We start from the raw sequence: 20250 nt of genomic DNA, 5'->3' as shown, positions 1-20250 counted from the left end.
TTCGCTAGGCCGCTTCACGATGTTCGTAGAAGGGGTGCCGCTTATCGTCGAAGATCGCGTATAGCGCGGCGAGGTTGTTCGGCTCGGGGCTGAGCCAGGCGTCGAGGTGTTCCGGCTTGATATTGATGATGGTGCGGTCGTGGCCAGCGGCGGCCACCTCGGGCTCCGGTTCATCAGTGATTGCCGCGAAAGACAGCAGATCGGGCTCGACGCCCTGCGGGTCCGTCCAGTGCGACCACAGGCAGGCGATCAGCATGGGCTCACCGGTGCTCGGCACAAACTCAAGTACCTGGTTGCGGCCGTCCACCTCCACGTTCTCATAGAAACGATCGGCCACCATCACGCCGTGGCTGTAGCCGAACTGGCGGCGCCAGAAGCCCTCCAGGTTGTCTCTGCGGGCGTTGTAGGTACCCGGCCGTTCGATGTCGAACTTCGGTGGCAGCCCGGCCGGCCTGCACTGATAGCGCATAGGCTTCACCACGCGCTGGCCGTTCTCCGCGACCATCACCGGGCAGTAGATGCCGGGGTAGACACGCGAGTCCTCCGGCAACATCGCGGTGCGCTTGAGCATGTCCATCCGCCTACGCGCTTGGGCGACCTTGTTACCGCCAATTCGCACGGCGTCGCGCGCCTTCTTCGTCTCTTTGGTCACCAGCTTCCGCTCGGCGTCGGCCACACGCTTGCGCTGGGCGAACATTTCCTGCTCCAGCGCGACAATCGCCGCTGCATCGGCCTCGCGCAGGATCGCCTGCAACTCAGGAGGTCCAATCTCCTGCAGCTCGCGGATCATCGCCCGAGGTGCTTTCGCAATCGGATTCAGCCCCTGCCCCCACCAAAACGTCTTTACGTAGGCGTTGAGATCCATGATCGCGCCAAACTGTCGTTTGAACTGCTTGAACTCTGCATGGACTTGGGCGGAGTAGCACATGATTCCAATCCGTCGCGACGAACGTGAGCCTCTAGCATCGCTCCATTCCATCGCAACCAGTGAGACGAACACCTAGACGGGCGATCAGCTGTTCCTGAGGAGGGCTGCAGCCCTATCAGCATCACGCTTAGCAGCGACTGCTTTGTGGACCACCCTGGCCGGCCACCCCTCTTGGCGTAGCTCTTCTTCAAGAGCGTAGGCAGCGCAGATCGCTCCGAACCTTCCAGCAAGAGCTTCGTGATGACGACCGGGAACCTCAACTTCAAACCGGCCGTCTTCGTGCTCCGTGACTGCGATCTCGATCATTGCCCCACTCCTTGCGGTTGGAAGCTCTGATCGTTGGACCAACGGAACTCGAAGTCAGTCAGAGAACGCCGCAATGAGTCGTCCGGTCGCGAGCTTTGCGACCAGCATTCGGAAGATGCCTGGCATGCCTTCCCCACAAGCTACCAAAGCCGCCCTCCGTCGCTCTCTGGAGCCAAAGGTGATCCCGCCTGAGGGCCTTGCTGAATTGCCGTTTCTTGGCCATACGAGCTTCTTCGACCGTGGCTGGCGAAATCCAGTGGTTGGCGACAACTACCTACGCACTGAGTGGGAGGCTTACCGTAGTGACCCTGGCTGCTCCAGTCACTTAGCGCGTGTAGTGCAGATCAGCGATGGGACCTTTGAGGTCAGCTGCGGGGAAGCTTTCGCCCGCGTTACCGACCCGCGGGCCGCATTTGAGCTCGCTGCGGGCTGGGCGATAGCGAAGCTGTCGGGCTAGAGATTGGTGGGATTGCCGATGAACCAACCGCGCTTATGCTTCAGTTTCACAAGGGGAACCCCATGGACTGCAACTGGATCGGTTGGTGCGCACTTAAGCCGGAAGCCCAAGCGGCCTGGGTTCAGGCAATCGGATCGATCGCCGCGATCGCGACCGCCGTCTGGCTGGCCAACACGCAACAGCAGCGCCTGGACCGGAAGCGACTACGGGCCATCCGGACAATCCTCAACAACGCAGAGACGACGGCAAAGTCAGACGCGAGCACCGTCTCAGAGATGATCACAATCGGAAATCTAAGCCAGCTGAGTGCCGAATCTCTCCGCACGGCTAGAGATCTGGTGAGCGCCATCAGGCTCGACGATCTGCCCGACCATCGGCTCATCCCGCACCTGACTGGAACGAGGGAAATGCTCCGCGTAGCAGAGGAGCTGGTGGAAGCGCTTAACCTTGCTGCTAGGACTGGTGGAACGGCCCATACGACCTACGCGACGACCTTCGCCGACATCGCAGCCTCGATTCACCGTCAGGCATTAGAGGTCCGAAGGATCGACCACAGCGCCAGTGGGCTCTTCTACCGGCTATTTGTTCCCCGACCGAGCTGATCCAGCGACCCTACCGTCTTGTGCCTCTCGGAAGTGCCTCAGCTGCAACCGAGTAACGCTCAAGTTGTGAAGTAGAACGAGCGCGCGTGCTGTCACGCCCGCTCCGCTTGCTGCTGGGAGCGCTCGCCTTCTTCGGCAGCTTCGCGGAGCTCCTTGTAAGTGTAAGAGCGACCCGCCTCCTCATCACTGACCGCATCTTCGATGATCACGTCATCGAGAATCGTGTCGTCCGCCTCCTCGTCGGCTGCGAGGGAAGGAACGTCTCTACCGCAGTGCTTACAAAGCGTGGCCTCCCACCGAATCGCTTCTGCACAGTACGGACACATGCGATCGTCGGTTTCCTCATCGTGGCGCTCGCGCACTGCGCCGAAGCCGAAGAGAAGCACGCCTACTAGAACCGCACCACCCGTCAGCATCAGGTAGGTGTTGCGCTGTTCCATCAGAGAAAAGTTCTGAACCCTGCCGCCGCCGGGCACAGCAACACTGGTATCGACGTTGAGGGCAAACACGAGCAGGACCAACCCTGCCCAAATCAAAACTTGGCCAAACCCTTTCATATCGCCCCCTTGAGGATGGTCCGCAACCGTGCGAGCCTACTATCTACACCTAATGTAGAGCTGCCATGAACAGGTGCCAAGGGCCACCATTGGGGTCGAGCTCCTATGCCTGTCTACCTTGCCCAAGCCCCCTGCCAGCGCCATGTTTGTGGCGCGACTCAAGACCATCCGTGAGTTACGCGGAACGTCTCAGCGCGCGCTGGGGGCGCTCATAGGCTTGAGCAAGACAACGGGCTCCACGCGCATCAATCGCTACGAGCAGCTCGCGTCACGCCCCGATATCGACACTGCCGCCGCGATTGCCGAAGCGCTCGATGTACCGCTCGCGTACCTCGTGGCAGACAGCGATGATTTGGCTCGACTGATCTTGGCTTACAGCCAACTGGACGAAGAGCAGCGAGTTCAGCTGCTGAAGGCCGCAGAAGAGCGAGTCGCGACCTAGCTTCCATGGTTGGCTTAGTGAGCGGCGACATGTTGGCTACGTCGTCGCCTGTATGGAGTTGCTCCTGATGTGCATCCACACCCTATCCATGGGAATCGAGTTCCGGCGCTGGCTCTAGGACTTCGCACTCATACCTATGCAGGCATGTCGTTCTTGTTTGCGTCCAGCGTCGCGACTGCAGAAGCGAGACGCGTGGGACAAAGATGCGCGTAGCGGAGAGTCATCTTCAAGTCCGAGTGACCAAGCAGCTCCCGCACCACGTTCAGATCTACACCCGAACTGACAAGGCGGCTCGCGAAGTGATGTCGCAAATCATGAAAGCGGAAGTTCGTGATGGCTGCGGTGGTCAGCAGCGCGCCCCACCCCTTCTTAATATCCGACGGAGCGAACACATCCTCATCGTTCGGTGAGTCCGATTTCCAAGCTCTCAGCACGTCGATTGCCTCGTTGTTCAAAGGAATGTGGCGCTGCTTCCCGCTCTTCGCGTTACGCGCTTGCACCCGAATAGTGCGGGTCTCGAAGTCAACATCCGTCCAATCAAGCGAAAGGATTTCCCCGCGTCGCATTCCAGTGTTCATCGCGAGCATGACGATCGGGGTCAAGTGATCTTTGAAAGAACGCTGCGCGGTCGACTGGCTAGCTCCAGCATCCCTTGATGCCATCGCGACTCGTAGGCGAGACTCCTCCGCGTTCGATAGGAATCTGACGATCTCTCGCCCTTGAACGGATTTCTGGCGAAGACCGAGCAATGGGTTAGCTTCCAGAAGCTTCCAATCGACCGCCTTTGAGAGTGCGGCTCTGAGCGCAGCGAAGTCTCTGTGGGCTGTGACTCGCTCCACAGGCTTCTGACCACTCCCACTAGCAAGTCTGGCCATCCACCAGCTATTGAGCAGCTTGGCGTCCAGGTGCGAAATCGGCGTTTCCAGCATTCCCGCAAAACGCCCTTTGATGCGAAGCACGTAGCGATCGCCTCGACGTAGCTCCGTGGAGGCCCAGGGGGCGTAGTAGTCATCTAAGAACTCGCGAAGCGAGCAAGCCGGTGCCTTCTTCGCAGCAAGAGCCGGTAAGCGATTTTGAGTCGCCTCTGAAAGAGCCTGACGCGCGTGAGCTCTGGCGTCGTCCAGGCTCAGATTCTCGACTGACCCCAGCGTCTTTCGCTTGCCGTGAGCCCAGGTGACGATCCACGCTTTGTGACCACTGGGCTGTATGCGAAGGATCAACCCGCGCGTAGAGGCATCGCGGATCTCGTAGGGCTTACCCTTGGGACAAGCTTGAGTAACGAGCTTCTTCGTGAGGCTTACACGCACAGCAGACACCGCAGTAGGGAACGATGCCCACAATGTAGGACGTGCCGACTTACGGTGTTTGGATGCGGACCATCCGCAGTGCAAGTGAGCGCCGGCAGATTTAGGCTGCCGCGCTTGGACCTACGATGCAGAGGCGGGGAAGCGCCGTCCTAGAGGTCGGGAGCGTAGGCGGGGCTCAGTGCTACGCACACTGCATGCTGCTCCAAGCTCATCGATTCGATTCTGTTCGCGTTGTAGTCGACGTGTATGACCTGCGTCTCCTTCAACGTCGCTGGGACGCCACCGGGGAAATTCGCCAGCTTAAAGACCTCAGCGCCGCCCGCGTAAAGGGTCGCTGCCATCATGAGGGACTCCCTACCAGACTCATCCTGGGCGCTGAACAGCATGAAGACATGGCGCCCCGGAACCGAAGGGCCGAATTGGTTGGGCTGCGCGATATACCCTTTAACTTCACCCGTGCCATTTACCACGTAGGCTACGGCCTCGTCGAACTCCTCCGATCGAAGTGCATTCGCACCGTGTATGTGCGCGATCAGATTCAGTCCGATTTTTACAACGGCACGCCTCGTCTTCACGAGGTCGGTCTGAATGCTCAGGTGCAATGTCGGGCGGTGATCTTGCTGCGGCTTCGCATTGCTTGACTCGGAAATCAGAGAGTCACGTGCCTCAGCAAACAAGCCTAGTAGCTCGACAGCATCGCCGATACTCGCAGCTCGGCATATCAGCTCTCCTTTCGCTCGCCGGTGCAATGAAGGCGGGGGCAGGTCTTCTACTGAGGGTGCCTGTAACTGTGAAATTGCCTCGAACCAGACACCAGCCTTGGGAGGCTTACGTTCGACGCGCCACTCGCCCAATTCGGCCGCTTGCCCAGTAAGCGTGACGACCGCGACGTAGAACGTTTTCGGTCCCCTCTTCTGGATCAACTCGACAGACGTATCGGCGACTGGCAGGCGCTTTAGAAAGTCGTCTAGCTGTGCACCCGGAGTCCCAGTGACCGCTACTCCGCCAGCACTGGCATCGAACACCACCTGTGGTAGGACAATGGGCTCCCCACCGGCTCTCAGCTCAGATACGAGAAGAAAGCCCGAGATCGGATCACGGTAGTAGGACGACCTTGCCTGAAAGCTTGGTGCCTGGCCCTTGTCGCGTGTCGAATTCTGAAGGAAAAGGCGAGCCAGTGAAGCTGGCGATTGCTTCAGCAGGTGCGCCTCCAGCGGCGAAAAGCGCGTCGTATTGCACTCGCCGCATACGCAATCCCGCAACATCCATTTCTTGTCGTCACCACCTAGCCCAGCAGACACAATGTGCTCGTCGCTGAATGGCCCCGCGCTGCCGCAATAAACGCAGCCGCCTTCACGCCGTGCGTTTTTCACGCCCAACCCCCTTTTGTAAAAGTCACGCCGAGGCGAGCAGGACGCCACGGGCACGGTACGTAAGTTCTGAATAAGTCACCCTCTCGAACGTCCCCACGATCGAAAGGCCACTCCGAGCGCTAAGCCGACGTATTTCTTGTGACCAAGTCCACAAAAAAAGCCCCGCCTAAGCGGGGCCTTATCGAACCGGGTGCTGGAAATAGGATCGAACCGCATTACGAATGCGCCGCTCTACCAACTGAGCTATTCCGGCTTGGGACGCGAATTCTAGGGAGCGCCGCGCCTGCGGTCAATCGACCAGTTGCAGGCGCAGTTCCTTGGGCAGGGCGAAGACCATGTTCTCCGGCTCACCCGACAGCTCGCGCAGGCCGTCTGCGCCGAGTTCGCGCAGGCGGTCGAGCACGCCCTGGACGAGTATGTCCGGGGCCGATGCACCGGCGGTCACACCGATATGGCGGCGGCCTTCCACCCAGCGCGGGTCGATCTCCTCGGCGCCGTCGATCAGATAGGCCTCGACCCCGTCGCGCTCGGCGAGTTCACGCAGGCGATTGGAGTTGGAACTGTTCGGCGAGCCGACGACGAGCACCAAATCGCATTCGCGCGCGAGATCGCGCACGGCGTCCTGGCGGTTCTGCGTGGCGTAACAGATGTCGTCCTTCTTCGGCCCCTCGAGCACCGGGAACTTGGCGCGCAACGCGGCGATGACGCCGCGGGTGTCGTCGACCGACAGCGTGGTCTGCGTGGTGTAAGCGAGATTCTCGGGCTGGCTGACGACCAGCGCGGCCACATCGGCCTCATCTTCAACGAGATAGATCGAACCTGCGCCCGCTTCCGCGCGCCACTGGCCCATCGTGCCTTCGACTTCCGGGTGCCCTTCGTGCCCGATCAGCACGACATCGCGGCCGGCGCGGCAGTGGCGGGCGACCTCGAAGTGGACCTTGGTCACCAGCGGGCACGTGGCGTCGAAGATTTTCAGTCCCCGACGCGTGGCTTCCTCGCGGACCGACTGCGGGACGCCGTGCGCACTGAAGATCACGGTCACGCCGTCGGGCACCTCGTCGAGTTCCTCGACGAAGATCGCGCCGCGACGCTTGAGGTCTTCGACGACGAAGCGGTTGTGCACGACTTCATGGCGCACGTAGATCGGCGCGCCGAGCGTCTCGATCGCACGCTTGACGATCTCGATCGCGCGGTCGACGCCGGCGCAGAAGCCGCGGGGATTGGCGAGGACGATGTCCATAGAACCGTAGTTTACCGGAGCCTGTGGCGCCGAAACGAAACGGAAGCACGACGGAGCGTCTCCCGCACGGCAATACGCCCCTCTCCCCTTAGAGGGAACGGGGTGAGGGCGACGCTGCAGAAATGCCGCTCTTTCCCGAAACAGCCGTCATGCTCGGGATATCACCCTCTGAAAGCCCTGCCCTCACCCAACGCGCTCTGCGCGTCGATTCCGGATCGAGTCCGAGGCAGGCTTTCTCCCGGAGGGAGAGGTGCCGGATCGCTCAGATTCACGCCGAAGCGACGATCTAAACCTTCTTCTTCGCCGGGAAAAACCCGAACAACGCGATCCCGATCGCGCCACCGACGATCGCGGCATCGGCCAGGTTGAACGCCGGCCAGTAATGCTCCTGCCAGTGCCACTGGATGAAATCGACGACGTGGCCGTGGATCTGGCGGTCGATGACATTGCCCAGCGCGCCGCCGATCACCAGCGCGAACGGCAATGCGGTACGCCAGTCGCGGCGCGGGGTCTTGGCCAGCCACCAGCCGAGCGTGCCGCAGATCACGACCGCGAGGATCGTGAAGAACCACTTCTGCCAGCCGCCCGCGTTCGCCAGGAAACTGAACGCCGCGCCGGTGTTGTAGGTGCGGTACCAGTTCCAGAAGCCGTCGATCACCGGGATCGCGGTGTACTCGGGCAGCGAGGTCAGCACCCAGTACTTGGTCAACTGGTCGAGCACGATCACCACGGCCGAGAGCACGAGCCACGGCAGTGCATTGGGCGTCGCCTTGGCCATCAGAACCACCTCCGCAGTTCGCCCTGTCCGTCGCGACCATCGGTCGCAATGTTCTCCACGCAGCGGCCGCACAGCTCGGCATGTTCGCCGTGCGCGCCGACATCGGCGCGACGCTGCCAGCAACGCACACACTTGGGCTTGGTCGTTGCACGCGCGGTGACGCCGATCGCGGTCGCGCTGGCGTCATCGACGATCGTCACGTCGCCGCTGATCAGCAGGAAGCGCAGTTCGTCGACCACCGGCGACAGCCAGTCCGTGACCACCACATTGCAGCGCAGTTCGATCTCGGCGTCGAGCGCCGCGCCGATCTCGCCGCTGGCGCGCATCGGTTCGAGCACCTTGGAGACACGCTCGCGCAGTTCAAGCACGCGGTCGAAATCCTGTGCCGACCAGTCGGCATCGCTGCCGAGTCCGGTCAGGCCGGTGTACCAGGTCGCGAACTGCACGTTGGCTTCGCGGGTGCCTTCCGCCGGTGCCGGCAGATGACTCCACAACTCTTCCGCGGTGAAGCTCAGCACCGGCGCGATCCAGCGCGTGAACGCTTCGGCGATGTGGTACATCGCGGTCTGCGCGCTGCGACGGCCGACCGAATGCTCGGGCATCGTGTACAGCCGGTCCTTGGTGACGTCGAGGTACAGCGAACCCAGATCGACGCTGCAGAAGTTCGACAGCGCCTGCACGATTTCGGCGAAGTCGTAGCGCGCGTAGGCATCTTCGATGCGCGTCTGCAGCTGGGCCGCGCGGTGCACGATCCAGCGATCCAGCGCGACCATGTCCTGCGGCGCGACGAGATCGCGTGCCGGCTCGAAACCCGCGAGATTGCCGAGCAGGAAACGCGCGGTGTTGCGGATGCGGCGATAGGCATCGGCGGTGCGCTTGAGGATCTCCTGCGACAGCGACATCTCGTTGCTGTAGTCGGCCGAGGCGATCCACAGGCGCAGGATGTCGGCGCCCAGCGTCTTCATGATGTCCTGCGGCTCGATGCCGTTGCCGAGCGACTTCGACATCTTGCGGCCGTGCTCGTCGACGGTGAAGCCATGCGTCAGGCACTGCCGGTACGGTGCGGCCTTGTCGATCGCGACGCCGGTCAGCAGCGAGGACTGGAACCAGCCGCGATGCTGGTCGGAGCCTTCGAGATACAGGTCGGCCGGCTTCTCATAACCACGCGCCAGCAGCACGCCTTCGTGGGTCACGCCGGAGTCGAACCAGACATCGAGGATGTCGGTGATGCGGTCGTAATCCGCGGCCTCGTCGCCGAGCAATTCGCTGGCGTCGAGCGTGTACCAGATGTCGACACCGTGTTCTTCGACGCGATCGGCGACCAGACGCATCAGCTCGGTGCTGCGCGGATGCGGCTCGCCGGTTTCGCGATGCACGAACAGCGCGATCGGCACGCCCCAGGTGCGCTGGCGCGAGATCGTCCAGTCCGGGCGTCCTTCGACCATGCCGGCGATGCGCGCCTGGCCCCACTCGGGATACCAGGTCACGTCCTTGATCGCGGCCAAAGCGTCGTTGCGCAGATTGGCCTGCGACATCGAGATGAACCACTGCGGCGTCGCGCGGAACGCGATCGGCGTCTTGTGGCGCCAGCAATGCGGATAGCTGTGCTCGATCTTCGCGAACGCGAGCAGGCTGCGCTGCGCACGCAACGCATCGACGATGACGTCGTTGGCCTTCCAGATGTGCAGGCCAGCGAGCACGGTGTCGCCGATCGGCGGCGTCGACGGCAGATAGACGCCGCGGCCATCGACCGGATTGAGCTGGGCCGCGGTGTAGAGGTCGAGCAGGCCGTAGGCCTTGCCGGCGACGTAGTCCTCCTGGCCGTGACCGGGCGCGGTATGCACGGCGCCGGTGCCGTCTTCAGCCGACACGTGGTCGCCGAGGATCACCGGGATGTCGCGCTCTGCATAAAACGGATGCGCGAGCACCAGGTGCTCGAGCGCGCTGCCGGCAACGCGGCCGTGCACGACGACATCGCCTTCGACGCCGTAGCGACGCAGCGCGCGTTCGCTCAGTGCATCGGCCAACACCAGCCAGCGACGACGGCCGTCCTGCGCAAGCGGGCCTTCGACCAGCGCGTATTCGAGATCGGCGCCCAGCGAAACGGCGAGCGATGCCGGCAACGTCCACGGCGTGGTGGTCCAGATCGGCAGCGCCACATCGACGTCAGCCGGCAGCGTCGCGCCGAACGCATGCGCGAACGCGGCGGAATCGCGCGCGACGTAGGCAACGTCGACCGCGGGCGAGACCTTGTCGGCATATTCGATCTCGGCTTCGGCCAGGGCCGAACCGCAGTCGAAGCACCAGTGCACCGGCTTCACGCCGCGGGTCAGATGGCCGTTGTCGACGACCTTGGCCAGCGCGCGCATCTCGTCGGCTTCGAAGCGGAAATCGAGCGTGCGATACGGGTTGTCCCAGTCACCGAGCACGCCGAGGCGCTTGAAGTCGCGGCGCTGGATGTCGATCTGCTCATTGGCGTATTCGCGGCACTTCTGCCGGAACTCCACCGCATCGAGCTTGACGCCGACCTTGCCCCACTTCTTCTCGATCGCGATCTCGATCGGCAGGCCGTGGCAATCCCAGCCCGGGATGTAGGGCGCATCGAAACCCGCCATGCCCTTCGACTTGACGATGATGTCCTTGAGGATCTTGTTGACCGCATGGCCGAGATGGATCGAGCCGTTCGCATACGGCGGGCCGTCGTGCAGCACGAACTGCGGGCGTCCCTGCGCGTGCGCGCGCAGCTGCGCGTACAGGCCCTCTTCTTCCCAGCGCGCCAGCATCGCCGGCTCGCGCTTGGGCAGATCGCCACGCATCGGAAAGTCGGTCGCCGGCAGGTGGATCGTCGACTTGTAGGGATTGGAGTTGCTGGCGTCTGCGCTCACGCGAAGTCCTGTCGTTGCGTTTCGTATCGTGGGGAATGCGGCGCGGCGAGGACGGCGCGCGCCTGTGCGGCGTCGAGATCCATCTGCGCGACCAGACTCGGCAGGTCGTCGAACTTTTCCTCGTCGCGCAGACGCGCGACGAATTCGACTTCGATGCGGCGGCCATAAAGATCACCGTCGAAATCGAACAGATGCGCTTCGAGCAGCGGTTCGACACCGCCGACCGTCGGCCGCGTGCCGAAGCTCGACACCGACGGCCAGGGTGCGTCGCCGATGCCGTGCACGCGCGTGGCGTAGATGCCGCGCAGCGCCGGCACCTTGCCGCCGAAGCGCAGGTTCGCGGTCGGATAACCCAGCGTGCGACCGAGCTGCTTGCCGCGCACCACGCGCCCGGACACCGCATACGGCCGTCCGAGCAGGCGCGCGGCGTGTTCGAAATCACCGGCCACCAGCGCGTTGCGGATGTGGGTGCTGGACACACGCTCGCCATCGACGACCAACGGCTCGATCGCGCCGGCGATGAAACCCGCATCGCGGCCCAGGGCCTGCAGTGTCGCCAGATCACCGGCACGCTTGTGGCCGAAGCGAAAGCCAGGGCCGACCCAGACTTCGCGCGCGCGCAGGCGCTGCACCAGCACCGCGTCGACGAAGGCTTCGGGCGACATCGCCGCCATGCGCGCATCGAAACGCAGCAGGCCGACGACGTCCGCGCCGAGACCGCGCAGGCCTTCGAACTTCGCGCGCACTGGCCCGAGACGCGGCGGCGGCGATGCAGCGGCGAAGAACTCGCGCGGCAGCGGCTCGAAACTCAGTGCAGCGGCGTCGACGCCCAGCACATGCGCGCGCGCGACGGCGTGTCGCACCAGCGCCTGGTGCCCGAGATGCAGCCCGTCGAACGCGCCGATGCAGACCACGCTGCCGTCGGCACAGAGGGGCCCGCCGGCGATGTCGCGGAACAGCCTGCTCATGTGGGTCCGTTGCGGCGGGCGCACCAGTGCACGCCCGCGGGGAAAAGTGACCGGCAAGTATAGCCGCCACCCGGCCTGCCCCGGGTTCAGCTGCCTCGCGCACGAGCGCGGGTCAGTGGCGCAGGTGTCGCGGCCGCAACCCCAGCGCGACCATCGCCACCGCATAGGTCGCCCCACCCGCGCCAATGACCAGCACCAGCCAGCCGATACGGTGGAGCGCACCGTGGATGTCGGTCCACGCACCGATCCAGAACCGCAGACCCAACACCACCACCGCCATCGCCACGCAGGCGCAGGTCAGGCGCAGCGCGTACGTCGCCCAGCCGGGCTCGGGGGTGAAAATGCCGCGCTGGCGGAGATACCGCCACAGCAGCGCCGCATTGACCACGCCCGCCAGCGCCGTGGCCAGCGCGATACCGCCATGCGCACCCGGAACGTCGTAGAGCCACAGCGGCGTGGTCAGCGCGATCGTCAGCAGCACGTTCGCTGCGACCGTCCAGATCGCCGCGCGCATGGGCGTTTTCGTGTCCTGCCGCGCGTAGAACGCGGGGGCCAGCACCTTGCTGAGCATGAAGGCCGGCACGCCGAGGCTCATCGCGGTGAGACTGATCGCCGCCATACGCGTGTCGGCGGCGCCGAATGCGCCGTAGTTGTAGACCGTTGCGGTGATCGGCTCGGCCAGCAGCAGCAGACCCAGACCCGCCGGCACACCCGCCAGCAGCGCCATACGCAGGCCCCAGTCCAGCGACTGGTTGTAGCCCGTCGCATCCTCGGCCGCATGCCGGCGCGACAGATGCGGCAGGATCACCGTGCCCAGCGCCACACCGAACAGGCCCAGCGGAAACTCGATCAGGCGATCGGAGTAATACAGCCAGTCCACGCTGCCGGCCGCCAGCAGCGATGCGAACGCGGTGCCGACGAGCAGATTGACCTGGGCCACCGATGAGGAGAACAGCGTCGGCAGCATCAGCCTGCCGACCTTGCGGACCTCCGGATGGCGAAAGCCTGGACGGAAATGCGGGCGCAATCCCAGGCGCCCAAGCGCCGGCCACAGCAGCGCGAGCTGCAGGAAACCCGCGATCAGCACGCCCCACGCCAGACCCTCCGGCGGCAGCGCGAACCGCGGCGCCAGCCACAGCATCGCGGCGATCATCGTCAGGTTGTGCAGCACGGGCGTAAACGCGGGCAGCGCGAACTTGCCGTGGCTGTTGAGGATCGAAGCCGACAGCGACATCAAGGAGATGAAGAGCAGATACGGAAACGTGATGCGCAGCATCTGCGCGGTCTGGCCCAGCAGCTCCGGCTGGTCCGTCCAGCCGGGTGCGAACAGCCGCGCGATGAACGGTGCCAGCAACATGCCCACTGCACAGACCACCAGCACGACCGCACACAGCGCGCCGGCCATGTGATCGATGAACGATTTCAGCGCGGCGCGGTCCCCACGCTCCTTGATCTCGTTGAGCACCGGCACGAAGGCCATCGCCATCGAGCCCTCGGCGAACACGCGGCGCAGGAAATTCGGGATGCGATAGGCGACAATGAACGCACTCATCGCGCCACCGGTGCCGAACAGCGTGGCCTGCAGCATGTCGCGGGCGAAGCCGGCGATCCGCGAGATCAGGGTCATCGCGCTGAACACCGCGCTCGAACGCAGCAGTCCGCCGCGCTTCTTCGGGGCCGGGCTGGCGGCCGCCGGATCGGGGGCCGTCACCAGATCGCGCCGTTCAGGCCGGGCCGGTTGACGCAAGTATCTGAAAGACCCATAATTTCCTGCTCAAATTTCCAGTTCGTCCGGCCAAGCCGGATTTTCACACGTCCAGCTTCCAGGAATCCATCGTGGCAAACATCAAGTCCGCCAAGAAGCGCGCCAAGCAGACCGTTGTGCGCAATGCGCGCAACTCCGCCCAGCGCTCGCAGCTCCGCACCGCCGTCAAGAAAGTGCTCAAGGCGCTCGAGTCCAACGACGCCACCGGCGCACAGGAGGCGTTCAACGTCGCCCAGCCGATCCTCGATCGTTTCAGCTCGCGCGGCCTGATCCACAAGAACAAGGCAGCTCGTCACAAGAGCCGTCTGACCGCACGCATCAAGGCGATCAAGGCCGCTGCCTGATCCCTGCCCGACCGCTTCGGCGGTCGATGCGAGAAAAGCCCGGCCGTCGGCCGGGTTTTTTGTTGGGTCCGATCGTGTGATCCGGCATTGCGTGGAACGCGAAAGCAGTCTCGCGTGATGTCGGGCGGGTATGCATTGCCGAGACGTGGCGAGAATCGCCGCCGCGCTCACGTGCGCCAGTGCGGCCGGATTCGGTGCGCGTGCGATCTGCCTCACTGCAGCGTCTACCCGAGTTCTGCGCAGATACGCGCGAACCCATGGCGCGCGCGCCTCCCTGACGCGTCAGCGCACGCGTGTGTCGGCCAGCAAAAAACGTCCTCAGCGACGACGTCGCGAAGTATTTAATCCAGACACCGAAGCGCAATCGCGCCCGCACGGCCGAACACGCCCTTTGCGGCGAGCGGATTGATCAGGAAATCCAAGGCGATCGAAGGCGCAGCGCGCTGACACTGTCTGCGCGCGCAGTGCGCCGCGCTCAGATGCGCGATGCAATCAGAATCGATGTCGTGAGACCGGGCAGCGCATTCTCGCTGCCCCACTCGCCTCAGACAGCGTCCGCCGCCTCGCGTTCTTCGCGATCCATGTCGTCGAGCGTGGCCTGCACTTTCAGCATGACCTCGCGGGTGCCGTCATGGGCGAGGCCAGAGATCAGGAACCAAGGCGCGGTCCAGCCGAGGGCTCCGATGATGCGCGCGGCTTCGGCCTCAGCCTCTTCCGGCAGCAGCGTGTCGGCCTTGTTGATCAGCAGCCAGCGCGGCTTGTCGAGCAGCGCGGCGTCGAACTTCTCGAGCTCGCGCTCGATCGCGCGCACCTGGTCCACGGCATCGGTGCCGTCGAGCGGCGCGATCTCCACCAGATGCAGCAGCACGCGCGTGCGCTGGATGTGGCGCAGGAACAGCGCGCCAAGGCCGGCGCCGTCGGCCGCGCCTTCGATCAGGCCGGGAATGTCGGCGATGACAAAGCTGCGCGCCGGCTCGACGCTGACCACGCCGAGATTCGGATACAGCGTGGTGAACGGATAGTCCGCCACCTTCGGCGTCGCCGCCGACACCGCGCGGATCAGCGTGCTCTTGCCGGCGTTCGGGAAGCCCAGCAGGCCGATGTCGGCCAGCAGCTTGAGCTCCAGGCGCAGCGTGCGTTCTTCGCCCGGCTCACCCGTCGTCGACTGCCGCGGCGAGCGGTTGGTCGAGCTCTTGAAATGCATGTTGCCCAGACCGCCCTGCCCGCCGCGTGCGACCAGCAGACTCTTGCCGTGTTCGGTCAGATCGCCGATCACTTCGTCGGTCATGACGTTGTGCACCACGGTGCCGACCGGCACGACGATGACCTTGTCGTCGCCACCCTTGCCGTACATCTGCCGGCCCATGCCGTTCTCGCCACGGCCGGCGCGGAACATCGTCTGGTGACGGAAGTCGACCAGCGTGTTGAGGTTCTCGTCGGTGACGATCAGCACGCTGCCGCCATTGCCGCCGTCGCCGCCGTCCGGGCCACCGAGCGGAATGAACTTCTCGCGCCGGAATCCGACGCAGCCATTGCCGCCATTGCCGGCGGTGACAGTGATTTCGACTTCGTCGACGAGCTTCATGACAGGCAACCGGAAAAGCGGAACGGAAAAAGGAATGCGGGCTCGGGACACGCGGCAGATACCACGCGCATCGCCGGCCAGCTTACCCGAGGCGCCGGATCGCGATGCATCGCATCACGGGCGCACGAGTGGAAAACAGATGGTCACCGCGTGGCGGCCATCAACGAAAAACCCCGCCGAAGCGGGGCTTTCCGGTGTCACGCGTCGCGGGAGGCTCAGGCCTCGGCGAGCACGCTGACGGTGCGGCGGTTCTTCGGACCCTTGGTCGCGAAGTTGACCTTGCCGTCGACCAGCGCGAACAGCGTGTGGTCACGACCGAGGCCGACGCCTGCGCCCGGATGGAACTGGGTGCCGCGCTGACGCACGATGATGTTGCCGGCTTCGATGGCCTGGCCACCGTAGATCTTGACGCCGAGATACTTCGGGTTGGAGTCGCGGCCGTTGCGCGAAGAACCTACGCCCTTTTTATGTGCCATGCCTGCTGCTCCTTACTTGCTACCACCGGCAATGCCGGTGATCTCGATTTCGGTGTAGTACTGACGGTGTCCCTGCTGCTTCATGGAGTGCTTGCGGCGACGGAACTTGATGATGCGGATCTTGTCGGCGCGGCCGTGCGACTTGATCGTCGCGGCAACCGTTGCGCCCTTCAGCGCGTCGCCCAGCTTCACGCCATCACCGTCGCCCAGCAGCAGGATGTTGTCGAACTTGATCTCGCTACCAACGTCGCCTTCGAGCTTCTCGACGCGAAGGGTTTCACCTGCCATCACGCGGTACTGCTTACCGCCCGTGACGAGGACTGCATAACTCATGACCAGACTTCCTCTGTAGTTATTGTGGTCTCACTGCCGCCATCGAGGGCGGACAGGGGCGGGATTTTAATGGGATCAGTGACTTGCGGTCAAGTCGACCCCGGCGTTGCCACGCAACCCACCCGCTGGCGCCCGGATGCGCCACTTCGCGCCCCCGATGCCGCCTGCCCCGATGAACAGACGCCATTCGCAGATCCTGCGACTGCCTGACTGCAGACTGGTCCATCCGGAGTTTGCCCCCATCTGTCGGGCTCGCTAGTCTGATCGATTGCCCCGCGCCGCGCGCCACAGGTGCCGCAGTGCGGGTCCGGACCGCCCTCCCCCGTTCCACAACCGGATTCCCAAGCCGATGGCGATGGATACCATCCGCATTCGCGGTGCACGTACCCACAACCTCAAGAACATCGACCTCGACCTGCCGCGCGACCAGCTGATCGTCATCACCGGTCTGTCGGGCTCTGGCAAGTCGTCGCTCGCGTTCGACACGATCTATGCCGAAGGCCAGCGCCGCTACGTCGAGTCGCTGTCGTCGTATGCACGCCAGTTCCTCAGCGTGATGGAAAAGCCCGACATCGACCACATCGAAGGTCTGTCGCCGGCGATTTCGATCGAGCAGAAGTCGACGTCGCACAACCCGCGTTCGACGGTCGGCACGATCACCGAGATCTACGACTACCTGCGCCTGCTCTACGCACGCGTCGGCAGTCCGCGCTGTCCGGACCATGGCTATCCGCTGGAAGCGCAGACGGTCAGCCAGATGGTCGACCACGTGCTGACCCTCGATCCCGAGCAGCGCTGGATGCTGCTCGCGCCGGTCGTGCGTGAACGCAAGGGCGAACATGCGCAGGTGTTCGAGCAGCTCCGCGCGCAGGGCTACGTGCGCGTGCGCGTCGACGGCGCGCTCTACGAGATCGACGGCCTGCCGACGCTCGCCCTGCGGCAGAAGCACACGATCGAGGCCGTGATCGACCGCTTCAAGGTGCGCGACGACATGAAGCAGCGCCTGGCCGAATCCTTCGAGACCGCGCTCAAGCTCGGCGAAGGCATGGTGTCGGTGCAGGCGATCGACGATGCCTCGATCGCACCGCATCTGTTCTCGTCCAAGTACAGCTGCCCGGTCTGCGATTACGCGCTGCCCGAACTCGAGCCGCGCCTGTTCTCGTTCAATTCGCCGATCGGCGCCTGCCAGACCTGCGACGGCCTGGGCGTCAGCGAATTCTTCGATCCCGACCGCGTGGTCGTGCATCCGGAGCTGTCGCTGGCCGCGGGCGCCGTGCGCGGCTGGGACCGTCGCAACGCGTACTACTTCCAGCTGCTGCAGTCGCTGGCAAAGCACTACGGCTTCGACGTCGACACGCCGTGGCAGGAACTGCCGCAGGCTTCGCGCGATGCGGTGCTGTTCGGCAGCGGCACCGAGACGATCAACTTCACCTACATCACCGATTCGGGCGCGCGCACGCAGCGCAAGCACCGCTTCGAAGGCATCGTGCCGAACCTCGAACGTCGCTATCGCGAAACCGAGTCCTCGGCGGTGCGCGAGGAACTGGGCAAGTACATCAGCGAGCGGCCGTGTCCCGATTGCGGCGGCGCGCGCCTCAACCGTTCGGCGCGCAACGTGTTCGTCGCCGACCGGCCGATGCAGTCGCTGGTCGTGCTGCCGATCGACGAAGCACTGACGTTCTTCAACACCATGGAACTGCCGGGCTGGCGCGGCGAGATCGCGGCCAAGATCGTCAAGGAAATCGGCGAACGCCTGAGCTTCCTCGTCGACGTGGGTCTCGATTACCTCACGCTGGAGCGCAAGGCCGACACGCTGTCGGGCGGCGAAGCGCAGCGCATCCGTCTGGCGTCGCAGATAGGCGCCGGCCTGGTCGGCGTGATGTACGTGCTCGATGAACCGTCGATCGGCCTGCACCAGCGCGACAACGAACGCCTGCTCGGCACGCTGACGCGGCTGCGCGACCTCGGCAATACGGTCATCGTCGTCGAGCACGACGAGGATGCGATCCGTCTCGCCGATCACATCGTCGACATCGGTCCCGGCGCCGGCGTGCATGGCGGCGAAGTCGTCGCGCAGGGCACATACGAAGACGTGCTCAAGGCACCGCGTTCGTTGACCGGCCAGTACCTCAGCGGCCGCAAGCGCATCGAGATTCCCGCAAAGCGCCACAAGCCGAATCCGAAGATGCAGCTCAGGCTGCTCGGCGCGTCCGGCCACAACCTCAAGAACGTCGACCTGACGATCCACTCGGGCCTGTTCACCGCCATCACCGGCGTATCCGGCTCGGGCAAGTCGACGCTGATCAACGACACCCTGCATTCGCTGGCGGCGAACGAGATCAACGGCGCCTCGCACAAGGCGGCGCAGTATCGCGAGATCGAAGGGCTGGACCTGTTCGACAAGGTGGTCGACATCGACCAGTCGCCGATCGGCCGCACGCCGCGTTCGAACCCGGCGACCTACACCGGTCTGTTCACGCCGTTGCGCGAATTGTTCGCACAGGTGCCGGAAGCGCGGTCGCGCGGTTACGCGGCCGGACGTTTCAGCTTCAATGTGCGCGGCGGCCGTTGCGAGGCCTGCCAGGGCGACGGCCTGCTGAAGGTGGAGATGCACTTCCTGCCCGACGTCTACGTGCCCTGCGACGTCTGCCACGGCAAGCGCTACAACCGCGAAACGCTGGAGATCCTCTACAAGGGCCACAGCATTCACGACGTGCTGGACATGACGGTCGAGGACGCGCTGGGCCTGTTCGAGAACCTCCCTCCGATCGCGCGCAAGCTTGAAACGCTGGTCGATGTGGGTCTGTCCTACGTCAAGCTCGGCCAGAGCGCGACCACACTGTCGGGTGGCGAGGCGCAGCGCGTCAAACTGTCGAAGGAACTCTCGCGTCGCGATACCGGGCGCACGCTCTACATCCTCGACGAACCGACGACCGGCCTGCATTTCCACGACATCGAGCATCTGCTCGCCGTGCTGCACAAGCTGCGCGACGACGGCAATACGGTGGTCGTGATCGAGCACAACCTCGACGTGATCAAGACCGCGGACTGGGTCATCGATCTCGGTCCGGAAGGCGGTCATCGCGGTGGCCAGATCATCGCCGAAGGCACGCCCGAACAGGTCGCGGCGATGCCGCAGTCGCACACCGGCCACTTCCTCGCGCGTCTGCTCGAGACGAAGCTGCCTGAGCCTGCGGCGCCGAAGCCGGAACGCAAGATGGCGCGTAAGTCGACGACGCACCTGCCCAAGCCGTTGCCGCGCAAGGGCGCGTCCACGAAGGCCGCCGAAGCCGATGCGAAAGTGCGCGCGGAACTGATGAAGGCGGGCTCGAAGCAGGCGGATCCTGAAGCGGTCGAGGCGACGCCGTCGAGTACGAAGAAGGCCGCCGCGACGCAGGCGCCGAAGAAGAAGAAGGGGGCTAAGGCATGAGAGAATCGAACGTGTTGATCCGGATGCCGATCGAGCTGCGCTGGCGCGATCTCGATGCGTTCAACCACGTCAACAATTCCAACTTCATGACCTATCTCGAAGAGGCGCGGATCCGCTGGTTCGATACGGTGGGCGAGCCCTGGGTCACCGACGAGACCGCGCCGCTGCTCGCCGCGGTGCAGATGAACTACAAGGTGCCGATTCCGTATCCGTCGAAGATCGTCGTCGAGCTGCTGGCCGATCGCCTCGGCAACTCCAGCGTGACCATCGGCCATCGCATCGTGTCCGACGACGGCACCACGCTGCACGCCGACGGCCACGTGGTGATGGTGTGGATCGACCGCGCGACCGGGCGTCCGGTCGCATTGCCGGAATCGGTGCGCGCGAAGGCGCTCGCGGCCGGCTGATTCAACGCGGCGCCTGTTACCTGCAGGCGCCACGTTTCCAGCGCCTGGCCACGGCCCGGACATCGCG

At 64.2% G+C, this 20250-nt stretch carries 17 protein-coding genes, 1 tRNA gene and 1 pseudogene; 5 read left to right on the top strand and 14 right to left on the bottom strand.

The features are described from left to right. Positions 1–4: 4 nt before the first annotated feature. The gene (locus ACZ9YD_RS04385) at positions 5–928 is read right to left on the bottom strand and encodes an SOS response-associated peptidase family protein (protein ID WP_465073929.1); all 924 of its coding nucleotides are present in this window, start codon (positions 926–928) and stop codon (positions 5–7) included. Positions 929–1012: 84 nt separating this feature from the next. Beyond that, positions 1013–1234: a hypothetical protein gene (locus ACZ9YD_RS04380; RefSeq protein ID WP_465073928.1), complete on the bottom strand. Its 222-nt coding sequence runs from the start codon at positions 1232–1234 to the stop codon at positions 1013–1015. A gap of 519 nt (positions 1235–1753) precedes the next feature. Here ACZ9YD_RS04380 and ACZ9YD_RS04375 point away from each other — a divergent pair. Next, positions 1754–2293 (top strand): hypothetical protein, encoded by a 540-nt coding sequence (locus tag ACZ9YD_RS04375; protein WP_465073927.1) that lies wholly within the window; start codon positions 1754–1756, stop codon positions 2291–2293. A 92-nt stretch (positions 2294–2385) separates the two neighbouring features. On the opposite strand, the gene ACZ9YD_RS04370 is transcribed toward ACZ9YD_RS04375, so the two are convergent. Continuing rightward, positions 2386–2850 (bottom strand): hypothetical protein, encoded by a 465-nt coding sequence (locus ACZ9YD_RS04370; protein ID WP_465073926.1) that lies wholly within the window; start codon positions 2848–2850, stop codon positions 2386–2388. 118 nt (positions 2851–2968) lie between these two features. Between ACZ9YD_RS04370 and ACZ9YD_RS04365 the strand changes: the two genes are divergently transcribed. Next, entirely contained in the window at positions 2969–3292 is a 324-nt protein-coding gene (locus tag ACZ9YD_RS04365) for a helix-turn-helix domain-containing protein (protein ID WP_465073925.1), read from the top strand. A 134-nt stretch (positions 3293–3426) separates the two neighbouring features. On the opposite strand, the gene ACZ9YD_RS04360 is transcribed toward ACZ9YD_RS04365, so the two are convergent. From ACZ9YD_RS04360 to murJ, 8 genes are all read right to left on the bottom strand, one after another. Continuing rightward, positions 3427–4608 carry a tyrosine-type recombinase/integrase gene (locus ACZ9YD_RS04360; RefSeq protein ID WP_465073924.1) on the bottom strand — a complete coding sequence of 394 codons (1182 nt, stop codon included), beginning with the start codon at positions 4606–4608 and terminating at the stop codon, positions 3427–3429. A gap of 140 nt (positions 4609–4748) precedes the next feature. Continuing rightward, entirely contained in the window at positions 4749–5972 is a 1224-nt protein-coding gene (locus tag ACZ9YD_RS04355) for a hypothetical protein (protein WP_465073923.1), read from the bottom strand. 191 nt (positions 5973–6163) lie between these two features. After that, positions 6164–6225 (bottom strand) — tRNA-Thr (locus tag ACZ9YD_RS04350). Between the two features lie 36 nt (positions 6226–6261). Next, a complete protein-coding gene (gene ispH / locus ACZ9YD_RS04345) occupies positions 6262–7212 on the bottom strand; it encodes a 4-hydroxy-3-methylbut-2-enyl diphosphate reductase (protein ID WP_465073922.1) in 951 nt (316 codons plus the stop codon). A 286-nt stretch (positions 7213–7498) separates the two neighbouring features. Then, positions 7499–7990 carry a signal peptidase II gene (gene lspA / locus ACZ9YD_RS04340; RefSeq protein WP_465073921.1) on the bottom strand — a complete coding sequence of 164 codons (492 nt, stop codon included), beginning with the start codon at positions 7988–7990 and terminating at the stop codon, positions 7499–7501. Next, positions 7990–10806 (bottom strand): isoleucine--tRNA ligase, encoded by a 2817-nt coding sequence (gene ileS / locus ACZ9YD_RS04335; RefSeq protein ID WP_465074676.1) that lies wholly within the window; start codon positions 10804–10806, stop codon positions 7990–7992. The genes lspA and ileS overlap by 1 nt, the downstream gene beginning before the upstream one ends. Positions 10807–10871: 65 nt before the next feature. Continuing rightward, a complete protein-coding gene (locus ACZ9YD_RS04330) occupies positions 10872–11843 on the bottom strand; it encodes a bifunctional riboflavin kinase/FAD synthetase (protein WP_465073920.1) in 972 nt (323 codons plus the stop codon). A 112-nt stretch (positions 11844–11955) separates the two neighbouring features. Continuing rightward, positions 11956–13500, bottom strand: coding sequence for a murein biosynthesis integral membrane protein MurJ (gene murJ, locus ACZ9YD_RS04325; RefSeq protein WP_465074674.1), 1545 nt, complete (start codon positions 13498–13500; stop codon positions 11956–11958). A gap of 179 nt (positions 13501–13679) precedes the next feature. Here murJ and rpsT point away from each other — a divergent pair, with 179 nt between their 5' ends. Then, positions 13680–13952 (top strand): 30S ribosomal protein S20, encoded by a 273-nt coding sequence (gene rpsT / locus ACZ9YD_RS04320; RefSeq protein ID WP_232136107.1) that lies wholly within the window; start codon positions 13680–13682, stop codon positions 13950–13952. Positions 13953–14496: 544 nt separating this feature from the next. On the opposite strand, the gene cgtA is transcribed toward rpsT, so the two are convergent. The 3 genes from cgtA to rplU form a co-directional block, all read right to left on the bottom strand. Continuing rightward, positions 14497–15537: an Obg family GTPase CgtA gene (gene cgtA, locus ACZ9YD_RS04315; RefSeq protein WP_465073919.1), complete on the bottom strand. Its 1041-nt coding sequence runs from the start codon at positions 15535–15537 to the stop codon at positions 14497–14499. Positions 15538–15752: 215 nt separating this feature from the next. Further along, a complete protein-coding gene (gene rpmA / locus ACZ9YD_RS04310; protein WP_159679374.1) occupies positions 15753–16013 on the bottom strand; it encodes a 50S ribosomal protein L27 in 261 nt (86 codons plus the stop codon). A gap of 12 nt (positions 16014–16025) precedes the next feature. After that, a complete protein-coding gene (gene rplU, locus ACZ9YD_RS04305) occupies positions 16026–16346 on the bottom strand; it encodes a 50S ribosomal protein L21 (protein WP_232136109.1) in 321 nt (106 codons plus the stop codon). A 349-nt stretch (positions 16347–16695) separates the two neighbouring features. Here rplU and uvrA point away from each other — a divergent pair. Next, positions 16696–19555: pseudogene (gene uvrA / locus ACZ9YD_RS04300) on the top strand (excinuclease ABC subunit UvrA); the annotation flags it as partial. 217 nt (positions 19556–19772) lie between these two features. Then, positions 19773–20183, top strand: a complete 411-nt coding sequence (locus tag ACZ9YD_RS04295) for an acyl-CoA thioesterase (protein WP_465073918.1) — start codon at positions 19773–19775, stop codon at positions 20181–20183. Positions 20184–20250 lie beyond the last annotated feature (67 nt).

This window comes from Luteimonas sp. AC640a (assembly GCF_979256585.1).
The sequence above is the reverse complement of the archived record's forward strand: the minus strand, read 5'-3'. Positions and strand labels throughout refer to the sequence as shown.

Coding starts and splice junctions, on each gene's coding strand:
- ACZ9YD_RS04385 (WP_465073929.1), bottom strand. CDS start 928: ATGTGCTACTCCGCCCAAGTCCATGCAGAGTTCAAGCAGTTCAAACGA.
- ACZ9YD_RS04380 (WP_465073928.1), bottom strand. CDS start 1,234: ATGATCGAGATCGCAGTCACGGAGCACGAAGACGGCCGGTTTGAAGTT.
- ACZ9YD_RS04375 (WP_465073927.1), top strand. CDS start 1,754: ATGGACTGCAACTGGATCGGTTGGTGCGCACTTAAGCCGGAAGCCCAA.
- ACZ9YD_RS04370 (WP_465073926.1), bottom strand. CDS start 2,850: ATGAAAGGGTTTGGCCAAGTTTTGATTTGGGCAGGGTTGGTCCTGCTC.
- ispH (WP_465073922.1), bottom strand. CDS start 7,212: ATGGACATCGTCCTCGCCAATCCCCGCGGCTTCTGCGCCGGCGTCGAC.
- lspA (WP_465073921.1), bottom strand. CDS start 7,990: ATGGCCAAGGCGACGCCCAATGCACTGCCGTGGCTCGTGCTCTCGGCC.
- ileS (WP_465074676.1), bottom strand. CDS start 10,806: ATGCGTGGCGATCTGCCCAAGCGCGAGCCGGCGATGCTGGCGCGCTGG.
- ACZ9YD_RS04330 (WP_465073920.1), bottom strand. CDS start 11,843: ATGAGCAGGCTGTTCCGCGACATCGCCGGCGGGCCCCTCTGTGCCGAC.
- cgtA (WP_465073919.1), bottom strand. CDS start 15,537: ATGAAGCTCGTCGACGAAGTCGAAATCACTGTCACCGCCGGCAATGGC.
- rpmA (WP_159679374.1), bottom strand. CDS start 16,013: ATGGCACATAAAAAGGGCGTAGGTTCTTCGCGCAACGGCCGCGACTCC.
- rplU (WP_232136109.1), bottom strand. CDS start 16,346: ATGAGTTATGCAGTCCTCGTCACGGGCGGTAAGCAGTACCGCGTGATG.
- ACZ9YD_RS04295 (WP_465073918.1), top strand. CDS start 19,773: ATGAGAGAATCGAACGTGTTGATCCGGATGCCGATCGAGCTGCGCTGG.